The sequence below is a fragment of the Denitromonas halophila genome, assembly GCF_007625155.1.
Lineage (GTDB): Bacteria > Pseudomonadota > Gammaproteobacteria > Burkholderiales > Rhodocyclaceae > Nitrogeniibacter > Nitrogeniibacter halophilus.
This window is the reverse complement of record NZ_VMNK01000007.1, coordinates 34596-47309: the sequence shown is the minus strand read 5'-3', so window position 1 is coordinate 47309 and position 12714 is coordinate 34596. Positions and strand designations below refer to the sequence as shown.

15 protein-coding genes and 1 riboswitch are annotated in these 12714 nt (G+C 68.5%); of the genes, 2 read left to right on the top strand and 13 right to left on the bottom strand.

What is annotated here, in order from left to right:
* Positions 1-32 precede the first annotated feature (32 nt).
* Together FHP91_RS09710 and FHP91_RS09705 are read left to right on the top strand one after the other, a co-directional pair.
* Complete coding sequence (locus FHP91_RS09710) at positions 33-239, top strand: hypothetical protein (RefSeq protein WP_144309402.1); 207 nt, start codon at positions 33-35, stop codon at positions 237-239.
* Positions 240-475: 236 nt separating this feature from the next.
* On the top strand, positions 476-706 hold the full coding sequence (locus FHP91_RS09705) for a TIGR02647 family protein (RefSeq protein WP_144309401.1): 231 nt from the start codon (positions 476-478) through the stop codon (positions 704-706).
* Positions 707-839: 133 nt separating this feature from the next.
* Here the strand turns inward: FHP91_RS09705 and FHP91_RS09700 are convergent, their stop codons facing one another.
* The 13 genes from FHP91_RS09700 to FHP91_RS09640 all read right to left on the bottom strand — a co-directional run bounded on the left by FHP91_RS09700 (position 840) and on the right by FHP91_RS09640 (position 12686).
* Complete coding sequence (locus tag FHP91_RS09700; protein ID WP_144309400.1) at positions 840-1184, bottom strand: (2Fe-2S) ferredoxin domain-containing protein; 345 nt, start codon at positions 1182-1184, stop codon at positions 840-842.
* The gene (gene cobJ / locus FHP91_RS09695) at positions 1181-2122 is read right to left on the bottom strand and encodes a precorrin-3B C(17)-methyltransferase (RefSeq protein WP_144309399.1); all 942 of its coding nucleotides are present in this window, start codon (positions 2120-2122) and stop codon (positions 1181-1183) included. The genes FHP91_RS09700 and cobJ overlap by 4 nt, the downstream gene beginning before the upstream one ends.
* Positions 2119-2514 (bottom strand): cobalamin biosynthesis protein, encoded by a 396-nt coding sequence (locus FHP91_RS09690; protein WP_144309398.1) that lies wholly within the window; start codon positions 2512-2514, stop codon positions 2119-2121. Before FHP91_RS09690 ends, cobJ begins: the two co-directional genes overlap by 4 nt.
* Positions 2511-3293, bottom strand: a complete 783-nt coding sequence (locus FHP91_RS09685; RefSeq protein ID WP_144309397.1) for a cobalamin biosynthesis central domain-containing protein — start codon at positions 3291-3293, stop codon at positions 2511-2513. The genes FHP91_RS09690 and FHP91_RS09685 overlap by 4 nt, the downstream gene beginning before the upstream one ends.
* 18 nt (positions 3294-3311) lie before the next feature.
* Positions 3312-4106, bottom strand: coding sequence for a precorrin-2 C(20)-methyltransferase (gene cobI / locus FHP91_RS09680; protein ID WP_144309396.1), 795 nt, complete (start codon positions 4104-4106; stop codon positions 3312-3314).
* A complete protein-coding gene (gene cbiE / locus FHP91_RS09675) occupies positions 4103-5380 on the bottom strand; it encodes a precorrin-6y C5,15-methyltransferase (decarboxylating) subunit CbiE (RefSeq protein WP_144309395.1) in 1278 nt (425 codons plus the stop codon). The genes cobI and cbiE overlap by 4 nt, the downstream gene beginning before the upstream one ends.
* On the bottom strand, positions 5373-6521 hold the full coding sequence (locus FHP91_RS09670) for a cobalt-precorrin-5B (C(1))-methyltransferase (protein WP_144309394.1): 1149 nt from the start codon (positions 6519-6521) through the stop codon (positions 5373-5375). The genes cbiE and FHP91_RS09670 overlap by 8 nt, the downstream gene beginning before the upstream one ends.
* Positions 6522-6528: 7 nt before the next feature.
* Positions 6529-7203: a precorrin-8X methylmutase gene (locus FHP91_RS09665; protein WP_144309577.1), complete on the bottom strand. Its 675-nt coding sequence runs from the start codon at positions 7201-7203 to the stop codon at positions 6529-6531.
* Positions 7204-7207: 4 nt separating this feature from the next.
* Positions 7208-8086, bottom strand: a complete 879-nt coding sequence (locus tag FHP91_RS09660; RefSeq protein ID WP_144309393.1) for a sirohydrochlorin chelatase — start codon at positions 8084-8086, stop codon at positions 7208-7210.
* Positions 8083-8877: a precorrin-4 C(11)-methyltransferase gene (gene cobM, locus FHP91_RS09655; protein WP_144309392.1), complete on the bottom strand. Its 795-nt coding sequence runs from the start codon at positions 8875-8877 to the stop codon at positions 8083-8085. Before cobM ends, FHP91_RS09660 begins: the two co-directional genes overlap by 4 nt.
* A complete protein-coding gene (locus FHP91_RS09650) occupies positions 8874-9503 on the bottom strand; it encodes an energy-coupling factor ABC transporter permease (protein WP_144309391.1) in 630 nt (209 codons plus the stop codon). The genes cobM and FHP91_RS09650 overlap by 4 nt, the downstream gene beginning before the upstream one ends.
* Positions 9504-9518: 15 nt before the next feature.
* Positions 9519-10838, bottom strand: a complete 1320-nt coding sequence (locus tag FHP91_RS09645; protein ID WP_144309390.1) for a cobyrinate a,c-diamide synthase — start codon at positions 10836-10838, stop codon at positions 9519-9521.
* 115 nt (positions 10839-10953) lie between these two features.
* Positions 10954-11176: riboswitch (cobalamin riboswitch) on the bottom strand.
* Between the two features lie 136 nt (positions 11177-11312).
* Positions 11313-12686, bottom strand: coding sequence for a phosphomannomutase/phosphoglucomutase (locus FHP91_RS09640; protein WP_144309389.1), 1374 nt, complete (start codon positions 12684-12686; stop codon positions 11313-11315).
* Positions 12687-12714 lie beyond the last annotated feature (28 nt).

Sequence of the window (12714 nt, the reverse complement as noted above, 5' to 3'; positions counted from 1 at the left end):
TCCCTTGTGGTTCAAGCTGAACGCCTATAGCCATGCTCGACGCTATCCTGGAATTTGCTACGAGGTTTTTGGTTGAATTCCTCTTTTACACGTTCTTGTACGGTGTGGGCTGGGTGATGCTTAAGGCGATGACGCTCGGGCGTTATCCGCCGCATCCGTCACAAAAACACAATCGGGAACTGGTTGCGCTGTTCCCGGTGGCAGCGTTCTTTGTGGGTGCCACCATCGCGTTTTCGTGAGCTCTTGGCGCGCCAGGCACGGTGCGTCCACCAGCGAGCGCCGTTGGCATTGTGATACGCATGCTGAGCCCGAAGCCGTTTCGGCAGCGTTGGGTGTGAAAAGCGCTTTTTCCTGTGCTGACCCATGGAGAAGCGCCTGCCAGTCTGGCAATTGCGCCCCACTCATTGCCCAACGCCCGCGCGGCGATTAAAGTTCGGCATGGCCACCGCGTCGGTGGCACCACAAAGGGATTTCCATGACACTGCCTGCCGACTTTGTTCACGAACTGAGCTTGCTGATCCAATACGACGCGAGCAACTCGCAGACGGGCTTGAAGGTGCACCACGATGCGGCCCCGGAAGCGATTGCCGCGGCACAGCGCTTGTTCGACAAGGGCTTGGTGAGCCAGCATGACGGCGGCTATTTGACCAAGCTGGGGCAAGACGTGGTTGAGCATCTGCAAGCAGTGCGTAGCATTCTGGCTTGAATCTGTGTGGCGGGGCGTGGCCTGCGCCCCACTCGCCACTCGCCGCCGCCTTGATGCGTGGCCCGGATGCAGCGCAGCGGAATCCGGGCCCATCGCCTGATCAAGCACCGCCCCTGAAGTCCGGCAGCGGCCTTTAGTCGGCCGCTGCCGGCCCCTGATGAAACACCAGTTCCTCGACCGCTGCGCCGCCAAGCAGATGCTCCTCCACGATCCGCTGCAGGTTGGCGGGGGTGACGTTGTAGTACCACACCCCGTCGGGCTGTACACACATCACCGGTCCTCCCTTGCAGGCGGCAAAGCAGCCGGCGCGGGTGCGCTTGACGCGGGCTTCGCCGGTGGTGAGGCCGGCGGCCTTGAGGACATTGCCAAGGCGGTCGAACAGCGCGTCTGACTCCCCATTGGGGGTGCAGCGCGGGCCGGTGCACACCAGCAGATGGCGTTTGTAGGCGCCGATCTTCGGTTTTTCTACGTCACTCATACGGCTTCGGCCTCGGTTTGGGCGAGCACCGCTTCGATGTAGTCCACGGGAAGTTGATACTGCGCGGCAATCTGCGCCGCGCTGTGGCCGCTGGCGCGAATGGTGTCTCGCCAGCCAGCCAGGCCGGTGGACAGCGAGCGCCCGGCCTGTTCGCCGTCGCGGGTGTCGCCATTGGTGACGTCGTACTTGTTGGCATAGCCCCGCGGCGTGACCATCAGGCCGTCGCGGATGAAGGTGGCCGAGTTGCCGATCAGCACCGTCGACAGCATGCCGATGTCGGCCTCGCACATGGCTTCGAGGGTGGTCATCTCGATACGCTGCTTGGGCCGGTAGGCGGACTTGACGATGGCCACCGGGGTGTCGGGCCGACGGTAGCGCAGGAACAGGCGCCGGGCTTCGACGATCTGCTGCGTGCGGCGGCCGCTCTTGGGGTTGTAGAGCGCGACGACGAAATCCGAGGCGGCCACGGCGTCGAGCCGGCGGGCGATCACCGGCCAGGGCGTGAGCAGGTCGGACAGCGAGATGGCGCAGAAGTCGTGGGTCAGCGGCGCGCCGACCAGCGCGGCGCAGGTGTTGAGTGCTGAGGCGCCGGGCACGATCTCGACCTCGATGTCGAAACCCGGTGTCCAGCCGGCCTCGAACAACACCTCGTAGGTCGGCCCGGCCATGCCGTACACGCCGGCATCGCCCGAGGAAATCAGCGCCACCTTCTTGCCCTCCCGCGCGCGGGCCAACGCCTCGATGGCACGGTCGAGTTCTTCGGTCATCGATTTCTTGACGACTTCCTTGCCTTCGATGAGATCGGCCACCAGGCGGATGTAGGTGACGTAGCCGATGATGGTGTCGGCCTCGGCAATCGCCTCGCGGGCGCGCTGAGTCATGTGTTCGACATGGCCGGGGCCGATGCCCACGAGCATGATCTTTCCGGGTGTGGTCATTGGGGAATCCTTGCAATGGAAACGGTGGCGTTGCGGCCGTCGGGGCCGCGCAGCTTGTGTTTTTCGAGGATGAGATCGTGCATGTCGGTGCCGGCGGCGAGCAGGGCGGCCGCTTCGGACACCGACGGTGTGCCGGTGTACTTGCGCACGGTGTCCGACGGGTTGGGCACTTTTACGCGGGTCAGTTCGGCGGCCGGGTAGAAGCGCACCGGCCAGGCGTTCCAGGCGATCACGGTGAGCAGGCCGTCTTCGTCGGCCTTGAGGTCGATGCTGGCCACCCGCGCCACGGCGGCATGGCTCAGGCCGCAGCGCGCCAGCGCCTCGGCGATGGTGCGGTCGATGGTCTGCCAGGGGGTGCCGCGGTCGCAGCCGAGGCCGAGTGCGACCTTCATTCGGCCGCCCCCGGTGCGGGGCGGTAGACCACCAGCCGGTCGGCGATGGCGGCGTATAGCGCGGCGGGCAGCTCGCCGGTGTGGCGGTGGGTGATCCACAGCACGGCGCCGTGGCGGTGCGGATCGATGGCGTCGATGCGGTCGACCACCTGGATGTTGCCGGGCAGCGCGCCGCTGCGGCCGTTGGCGTGGCCGCACCACCAGTCGGCGCTGCCGGTCTCTTGCACCACGGCGACGGGTTCGTCGTTGACCACCGCGGCACTGGTCTTGACGATCACCGCCTTGCTGGCTTCGAAGCGCCAGCCCAGCTCGCGACCTAGCAGGTCGACGGCCAGCGTCTGGCGCGCGTCGGAGGCGGTGGTGAGCACGGCCTGCGCGCCGATGGCCTCGGCCACCGCGCCGGCCAGCGCGTTGGCGCCGCCCAGATGGCCCGAGAGCATGGGGATGGCGAAGCGGCCGGCCTCGTCCAGCGCCACCACGCCGGGGTCGCTTTCCTTGTCGCCCAGGTGTGGGGCGATCAGGCGCACCATGGCGCCGAGCGAAACCACGGCCACGATGGCGTCGAAGGCCTTGAACAGGCCCGGGATCTGGTCGGCCGTCTTGCCTTCGTAGCAGGCCGCCATGCCGGGCGCGGCGGCTTCGGCGATGTCGCGGAACTTGGCCGGGGCGAAGAGTTGCGCGCCGGGCAGTGCGCGTGCGATGCGGCCGGCCAGGGCGATGCCGTGGCGGGTGATGGAGACGACCGCAATGCGGTCATTGGCGAAGGGGAGTGAGCTCATTTTCTTGTTGTGCCGGTGTCAACCGGCCTCGGCGATGGGTTGGGAGGAGGTGGCACGCTTGCGGCAACCGCGACGCAGTTCGCCGCGGGCGCGTTTGGGGTTTTGCACCAGCATCAGCGAGAGGTAGTTCACTGTTTCGCCGCGCAGGCGGGCGACGTCGTGCACCACCCGCTCTTCGGGCGAGCCGACCTTTTCGATGAAGCAGCTGGTGGCGAGCAGGCCGCGCCGTTCGAGCAGGTCGAGAATCTCGTCCACCAGCGGCTTCACCTTCATCAGCACCAGGGTGTCGAACTCGTCGAGCAGGTGGTCGATGAGGCCCACGCCGTAGGCGGCGGGGATGATGGCGACGGTTTCGTCTTCCTCGGCCAGCGCCACGTCGGCGCAGGCGGCCGCCGCGGCGAAGGAGCTGACCCCGGCGATGGTGTCCACCGCCACTTCGGGCGCCAGCTCGCGCACCGCGCGGGCCAGATGGCGGAAGGTGGCGTAGGTGGAGGCGTCGCCCTCGACCAGGAAGGCGACGTCGCGCCCTTCGGCCAGCAGCTCGACGGTACGCGCCGCGGCGCGCGCCCAGGCCTTGGCCAGTGCGACGGTGTCGCGGGTCATCGGGAACACCAGTTCAACGGCGTCATCCGGCACGGCGAGACCGCCGCGTACGGCGATGTCGAGCGCGTAGGAGCGCTCTTCGGCGCGCTTGACCGGGTAGGCCCAGCGCGCGCCCGATTGCAGCGCGGCCCAGCCGCGGCGGGTGATCAGCTCCGGGTCGCCGGGGCCGAGGGAGACGCCGATCAGGCAGCCGTAGTGCGATGCGTTCATGCAGATTCCTTGTGGGCGGTGACGATCCACACCGGGTTCTGGGCGGCCAGCCGGTGCATGTCGAGAATGGGCTGGCTGCGTGCGGCCGATAGCTGGGTGACGTCCCAGCGCGCACCGGCGCCGACCAGCGTGGCGGTGGCGGTGGCGAGGTTTTCGATGGTCACGAAATTCATCACCAGTCGGCCGCCGGGCTTGAGGCGGGTGAGGATCAGCGCGATCAACGCGGCCAGTTCGCCGCCCGAGCCGCCGATGAACACGGCGTCGGGGTCGGGCCAGGTGTCGATGTGTTCGGGTGCCCTGGCCTGCACCAGGGTGTAGTTGCTGGCGTTGAAGCGGCGCGCGTTCTCGCGCGCGTTGGCGGCGTCGGCGTCGTTTTTCTCGATCGCCCACACATGGCCGTGGCGGGCGATGCGGCTCGCTTCCAGGCCGACCGAACCCGACCCCGCGCCGATGTCCCACACCACGCTGTCGCCGCGTAGCGCCAGTTTGGCCAGCGACACGGCGCGCGCCTCGAGCTTGGTGATGAGGCCTTTTTCGGGGCTGCGCTGGACGTAGTCGAGGTCGTCGAAGCCGAACACGGCGCGCCCGGCATTCGAGTCGCGTTCGATCAGCACCACGTTGGGGTCGTCGAAGCGCATGGCCGCCGCCTCGGGCAGCGGCAGATCGGTGAATACGGCTTCGTCGGGCAGGCACAGGCGGCTGGCCACGCTGATACGCGCGCCGTCAAAGCCGGCGGCGAGCAGGGCGCGGGCGATGCGGTCGGGCGAGTTCTCCGGCCCGGTGAAGGCGGCCACGCGTGGGTGCTCGGCGACTTGCCGCACCAGGCGGTAGAGGCCGTGATCGGGCGCGGCGCCTTCGATCCATTCGCCGGCGTCCCGGCTGTGCACCGAGCCGATAATGACGTCCTGCCACGGTTTTTTTAGCCGGGCGAAGAGCAGCTGCAAGGTGGACGGCGCGGGCAGCACGGCCACCGCCGCGGCGCCGAGCTTGCGCACCAGAAAACTCGCCATGCCGTGGCACAGCGGATCGCCGGTGGCGAGCACGACGGTGCTCAGGCCGTCGGCGTGGGCCTGCGCGATCCACTCGGGCACCTTGCCGAGTGCGCCGTCCATGGGGCGTACGGTGGCGGTGCCGGGCAGGTGGCGCTCGAGCAGGGCCAGGGTGCGCGCGGCGCCGATGACGAGGCCGGCCGTGGCGAGGCGTTGGCGGGCGGCGTCGGACAGGCCGGCCCAGCCGTCGTCGAGGATGCCGACCAAGGTGCAGTGTTCAGACAATGTCGTCTTCCTCCAGGGTCACGATGGGTTTGCCTTCGAAGTTGCAGGCCAGCACGGTGAGCCGGTGCGGGCCGGGGTAGCGTTCGCGCAGGCTGCGGATGGCGCGGGCTGCCAGCGCGCGGTGGAAGGCCACCGCCAGGCCCAGCTCGGCGAGGCGCTCGGCGGCGAAGCGGGCGGTTTCGGCGGCGCGGATCTCCTCGACCAGATCGGCCGGCGCGCCGACTTCGAGGGCGGCGCTGGCGATCAGCTCGCGGTCGATTTCCTCGCGCCAGGCGTGGGTCACCGACAGGCCCTGGCCGATCTTGGTGAGCTTGCCGACCATGGCCCCGACGATGATGTGGCGCATGCCCTGCTTGACCGCGGTGCTGAAGGCGGCCTTGACGAAGTCGCCCATCTGCACGAAACAGGCCTCGGCCAGGTGCGGGAATTCGCGCATGGCGCATTTCTCGGTGCGCCCGCCGGTAGTGAACACCACGGTGGTCTGGCCCTGGTTGGCGGCCACGTCCACCGCCTGAATCACGCTGGCGCGGAAGGCGGCGGTGGAGTAGGGGCGCACGATGCCGGTGGTGCCGAGAATCGAGATGCCGCCGAGGATGCCGAGCCGCGCGTTGAGCGTCTTCTTGGCCATCTCCTCGCCGCCGGGCACGGAGAGGGTGACTTCCAGCGCGTCGCCGGCGGCGAGGATGGGGGCGCCGGCGGCCATCACGTTTTCGACGATATTGCGCCGGGGCACCGGATTGATGGCCGGGCCGCCCACCTCCAGCCCGAGGCCGGGCATGGTCACCACGCCCACGCCGGAGCCACCCTTGAGGATGATCTCGCCGCCCCCGCCGGGGATGCGACGCACGTCGGCGGTCAGGTGCGCGCCATGGGTGGCGTCGGGGTCGTCGCCGGCGTCCTTGATGCTGACGGCGTGGGCGGTGCGTCCGTCGGTGCGCCCGTCGGTGATCTTGAAGACTACATGACGGGTGTTGGGCAGCACGGTCTCGACTTCACCCGGCACGGCACCGCGCACCAGGCCGAGTGTGGCGGCGACCGCTGCGGCGGCTGAGTTGGCACCGGTGGAAAAGCCCGTGCGGTTGCCGCGATCACGCCTGGCGTCGCCCTTGCGGACCTTGTCGGGGAGCGTGTGGCCGCTCATTGGGGGATCAGGCCGCCTCGCGCTGGCGCGCTTCGGCCAGACCGAGCAGGGCGTGAATCGCCGCTACCACCAGCGTAGAGCCGCCTTTGCGGCCGCGGATGACGATCCACGGCACCTCGGTGAGCTCGGCCATCAAGTTCTTGGATTCGGCCGCCGAGACGAAGCCGACCGGCATGCCGACCACCAGCGCCGGCCGGGCGCCTTCGTCGCGGATCAGTCGCACCACTTCGATCAGCGCGGTGGGCGCGTTGCCGATGCCGACGATGGCGCCGTCGAGCAGGCCGAGCCGGTGCGCCTTGCGCATGGCCTGCACGGCGCGGGTGGTGTCTTCCGCACGGGCCTGAGCGATGACGTCGTCGTCAGAGATGAACTGGTGCGTGGCGAGGCCGAAGTGCGCTAGCCGGCTGGCCGACAGGCCGACGCAGATCATCTCCACGTCGGCGACGATGCGGCTGGCGCCGCCGAGGATGGCGGCCAACGCGGCGTCGGTGGCCTGCGGGTGGAAGTCGGTCAGGCCGTTGAAGTCGAAATCGGCATTGGCGTGGATCATGCGCCGCACCACCGGCCATTGGTTGGAGCTATAGGCATGCGGGCCGACCTCGGCGTCGATGATCGAGAACGAGTCGTGCTCGATGGCGCGGCCGGCGGCGGTGAGCTGTTCGGTAACGGTGTTGGCGGTCATGGGCTCAGGCGTGTGCGTGGTGGTGATGGTCGTGACCATGGCCGGTGTGGGTATGGCTGTGGTCGTGCAGATGCTCGGCTTCGGCGGCGAGGCGGTACTTGCAGCCGTCGCATTCGAGCAGGCCGCCCTCCGATGCCCCGGCGCCGAGGGCGCGGGCGTCGACCAGCTCGAACACGCCGGCGTCGAAGCCGAAGGCGCCGCCGAGCGCGAAGGCGATCTCGGGGTATTGCTGGCGCAGGCGGGCGAGCTGCGCGTTGATGCGGTCCATCAACACGCCGCTGAAAAGGTACACCGGCACGATGGCGATCTGCGACATGCCCAGGCGCACCTGGCGCTGCACCACCGATTCGAGGCGCGGCCAGGTGATGCTGGTGAAGGCGAGATCGACCAGATCGTGGTCGCTGTCCTCAAACAACCAGCGTGCCAGCTTGGCCAGCTCGCCGTTGGCGCCGGCGTCGGACGAGCCGCGGCCGAGCAGAATCACGCCGGTGGTGCGCGGGTCCGGGTGGTGCAGCTCGGCCATCAGGCGGTCGAGCTGGGCTTGCAGCACGCCGAGGATCTCGCGACCCATGCCGAGGTGGCGCGCGCAGGCGAAGTGCACGCCCCGGTGGCGCTGGCGGGCGCGTTCGATGGCGGCCGGCAGCTCCATCTTCACATGGCCGGCGGCGTTGAGGATGAAGGGCAGGGTGATGACGCGGCGGGCATTGTGCGCGGCACGGTCGAGGCCGGCATCGAGCAGCACCTCGGCGTACTCGATAAAGCACACTTCGATGCGCCATCCGGGCCGGCGGGCGCGCCATTGCGCGGCGAAGCGTTCGATTTCGGCATTGCCGGCCGGGTTGCGCGAGCCGTGGCCGACGAGCAGGACGGTGGTGTCATTCATGGGGTGTCCTCGGCCGCGCTGGCGCGGCGGAAGCGGTGGCTGAAGCGGGGGTCGTAGAGCTTGCTGCGGGCGATGTCCGGCCAGTGGCGGGCGCCCAGCGCCGGGCTGGCGATGATCATGGCCTGGCGGGTGATGCCGGCCTCGGCGCAGCGGGTGGCGATATCGGCCAGCGTGCCGCGCACGATGGTTTCCGCGCCCGGCCAGCTGGCCTTTTGCACCACCACGATGGGTGCGTCCTCTGGCCAGCCGGCGGCGCGCAATTCGGCCTGCACGGTGTCGAGCAGGGTGATCGACAGGAAGATGCACAGCGTGCTGCGGTGCGCGGCGAGCGCGGCGAGGTCTTCGCCGGCGGGCATGGGCGTGCGCCCGGCCACGCGGGTGAGGATCACCGTTTGCGTCACTTCCGGCAGGGTCAGCGTCTCGCCGGCGGCCGCGGCCGCGGCCATGGCTGAGGACACGCCCGGCACCACCGCCCAGGGCACGGCGGCGGTGTCGAGCGGGCGGGTCATCTCGGTGAGCGCGCCGTACAGCCCGGGGTCGCCAGTCTGCAGGCGCACCACCACGGCGTGGCGCGCGGCGGCGTCGATCAGCCAGGCGCAGATCTGCTCCAGCGTCATGCCCTTGGAGTCGCGGATCTCGCAGCCGGCCGGCGTGAAGCGGGTGGCGGCGCGGTCGACCAGCGAGCCGGCGAACAGCACCGCGCCGGCCTGCTCAAGCAAACCGCGGCCCTTGACGGTGATCAGGTCCGGGTCACCCGGACCGGCGCCGACGAACCATACCGTTCCCGTCATGCGCGGCCTGCGAGGTCGAAGCACAGGCGTATCGCCGGGCGGTCGGCGTGGCGTTGCAGCAGACGCACGGTGGCCATCGTGAGCAGCGGCTCGATGGCGACGATGGCCAGGTAGGACGCGGCAAACGTGCCCCAGGCGGCTAGCGGCGTGGCCACTTCGCCCAGCATGAGCCAGAAGCCGACCATGACGGTGACGCCGCTGTAGTAGATGGCGTCGAGCTTGAGGATGTTGGCCACGCTCAGCGTCCGGATGCGCTTGCCGACGGTGTGGTGCAGCACCATCAGCGGCACGGCCAGCGAGAGGGTATTGACGCCCAGGTGCAGCAGATCGGCCGGCTCGAACAGCAGGCCTTGCACCAGCAGGCCGAGGCCGAAGCCGAGCACGGTGGGCACGAAGCCGAGGGTCAGGTAGATCGGCATGGCGCCGACAAAATGCAGCTCGGACGGACCGATCGGCACGTGAAAACTCTGCATGCACAGGGAGAAGAACACCGCGGCGAGCACGGTGCGCAGGATCAGTGCGGGCTGCCTGAAAAGACCGATGGCATGGGCGGCGAGAACGCCGCTGGCCGATACGGAGGCGAAGAGGATCTTGGCTTGCGCGAGCATGCCGGGTTCGATATGCATGATGACTCCTGGGGTTTAAGAGGACTGAGGGTTGAACAAGGCCGCGATGGCGACCGGATTGGATGGGAAGTACAGGTGCAGGAACGAGGCGAACAGTCGCCCGTCGCGCCAGATCGGCTCGGGGGTGCCGTTGTGACGTTGGGCGATGCTGTGCTCGCTTTGCTCGCGCAGGCAGTTCGCCTGGGCATGGTGAAAGGTATGGCCGCGTACTTCGCCCTCGGGCAGCAGCACGCTGTGCATGCCGAGGTTGACCAGGCGTTTGGCCATGCGCGCCTTGCCGGGGAGCAGACCGATCAGCTCCGCGGTATGGCCGTCGTGGTCGGTGAGCGTGTCGAGCAGGGCCAGCAGGCCGCCGCATTCGGCGACGATGGGTTTGCCCGCCCGATGATGTGCGCGCACCGCGCGGCTGAAGCTGTGATTGGTGGCAAGCGCTTGGAGGTGAAGTTCGGGGTAGCCGCCGGGCAGGTAGAGGGCGTCGGCTCGGGGCAGGCCGGCGTCTTCGAGTGGCGAGAAAAAGATCAGCTCGGCGCCGAGCGCGCGCAGGGTGTCGAGGTTGGCGGGGTAAAGAAAGGCAAAGGCGGCGTCGCGGGCGATGGCGATGGTGACGCCCTCAAGCTGGCGCGGGATCGCCGGCTGCGCAGGTGCGCTGAAAGCGACCGGGGCCGGTAGCGGCGGATTGACCGCGTCCAGCGCGTCGGCGGCGCGGTCGATGCGCTGCGCGAGGTCGCGCACTTCGTCGGCCTGTACCAGCCCGAGGTGACGCGAGGGCAGGGCGGCCGCTTCGTTGCGCGGCAGGGCACCGAGCCAGACGATGTCGTCCGGCAGGCTCTCGCGCAGCATCTCGGCGTGGCCGGCGCTGCCGACGCGGTTGGCGAGTACGCCGAAAAAATTCAGTGTGGGGCGATAGCTTGCCAGGCCGAGTGCGATGGCGCCGAAGGTCTGCGCCATGGCCGAGCCGTCAATGACAGCGAGCACAGGCAGGCCCAGCGTCTCGGCCAGTGCGGCGCTGGAGGCGATGCCGTCGTGCAGGCCCATGACGCCTTCGACCAGGATCAGGTCCGATTCCGCCGCCGCAGCATGCAGCAGCTGTCGGCAGTGCGCCTCGCCACCCATCCACAGATCGAGTTGATACACCGGGTGGCCGCTGGCCTGGGCCAGGATGGTCGGGTCGAGGAAGTCGGGACCGGTCTTGAACACGCGCACCCGGCGGCCCTGGCGACGATGCCATTGGGCCAGCGCGGCGGTGGCGGTGGTTTTGCCCTGGCCAGAGGCCGGAGCGCTGATCAGGAGGGCCGGGCAGTGGTGGACTGCGGTCGGCGAATCTGCAGGCGTCATGTGTCTCTCCGCACGCTCACCCGCGTGCAAAGTGGATCGTTACGACATGCAGAGGATTTCAGATGGCAGAAACCGGTGTGAAGTGCCGGATGCCCGCTGGATCGCCCGCCGCGATGCCGCTCGTCTGCGTCGGGCCGGTCTCCGGACTCACGAGTAGCGCTGTTGCGCCGGCATCGCGCCTTCCCGTGCAGTGGCACAGTGGCATGTTGCGATGTTTGACTCGTTCACCGTTGCGGGGGCAGTGTCGGGATTGTTTTGGCCAAAGGCCTGAAAACTCACCGACTTCCCGTTTAATCCCATGGCTTTCGCCAAGGGACACCAGATCACATGCGGCGGATCATGCCACACATTCATGACAGATGCGAGTGGGGCGTGGCGAAAAAAGGGGCGCCAGAATGTTGACGGCTTGAGCCGGCGCGTGGCGCGCCGGCTCAAGCCGTGGCGTGTCGATCAGCTGCGCTTGGGGGGGGCTGTTCAGAACGGCAGCGCCAGCCCCGGCCAGACGGCATCGATCGCGCTGCGGAAGGCCGCCTGAATACGCTCGATGGCCGCTTGCGAATCGGCCTCGAAGCGCAGCACGACGACGGGGGTGGTGTTGGACGGCCGCGCCAGACCGAAGCCGTCGGCGTACTCGACGCGCACGCCGTCAATGGTGATGACCTCGTTGGCGCCGTCGAATGCGGCCTGTTCGCGCAGGCGACGCACCAGCTCAAAGGGCTCACCTTCGGCCATTTTGAGGTTCAGCTCGGGGGTGCTGAGCGCATCGGGCAGCTCGGTGAGCGCGGCGTTGGCGTCCGGCCGGGCGGAGAGGATCTCGAGCAGGCGGGCGCCGGTGTAGAGGCCGTCGTCGAAGCCGTACCAGCGTTCCTTGAAGAACACATGGCCGCTCATCTCGCCGGCCAGCGGGGCGCCGGTTTCCTTGAGCTTGGCCTTGACCAGCGCGTGGCCGGTGTTCCACATCAGCGGCTCGCCGCCGTGCTGGCGAATCCAGCCGGCCAGGTTGCGGGTGCATTTGACGTCGTAAATGATCTGGCCGCCCGGCACACGCGAGAGCACGTCGGCGGCGAAGAGCATGAGCTGGCGGTCGGGGTAGATGATCTGCCCGTCCTTGGTGACCACGCCGAGGCGGTCGCCGTCGCCGTCGAAGGCCAGGCCGAGTTCGGCGTCGGTCTCGCGCAGGGCGCGGATGACGTCCTGCAGGTTCTCGGGCTTCGACGGGTCGGGGTGATGGTTGGGGAAGTTGCCATCGACCTCGCAGAACAGTTCGGTCACTTCGCAGCCGAGGCGGGCGAACAGCTGTGGTGCGACCGCGCCGGCCACGCCGTTGCCGCAGTCGATGACGATCTTCATCGGGCGGGCGAGGCGCACGTCGCCGAGCACGCGGTCGAGATAGGCGTCGATCACCTCGGCCTGACGCACCGTGCCGGTGCCGTGCGCGAGGTTGCCAGTTTCGATGCGTTTGCGCAGATCCTGGATCAGCTCGCCGAACAGAGTCTGGCCGCCGAGCACCATCTTGAAGCCGTTGTAGTCGGGCGGGTTGTGACTGCCGGTGACGCTGACGCAGCCGTCGGCATTGAGGTGGTAGGCGGCGAAATAGGTGAGCGGCGTGGGCACGCAGCCGATGTCGATCACATCCACGCCGGCGGCGCAGATGCCTTCGGCCAGGGCGCCGGCCAGCGACGGACCGGACAGGCGGCCGTCGCGACCGACGGCGATGCTTTTGAGGTTGCGGGCGCGGGCTTCGGAGCCGAGGGCGTGGCCGATGGCGCGGGCGACATCCGGCGTCAGCGATTTGTCGATGATGCCGCGGATGTCGTAGGCCTTGAAAATTTCGGGAGCAAGTTGCATGAGATGTCCGGAGATGCTGAATGAATGG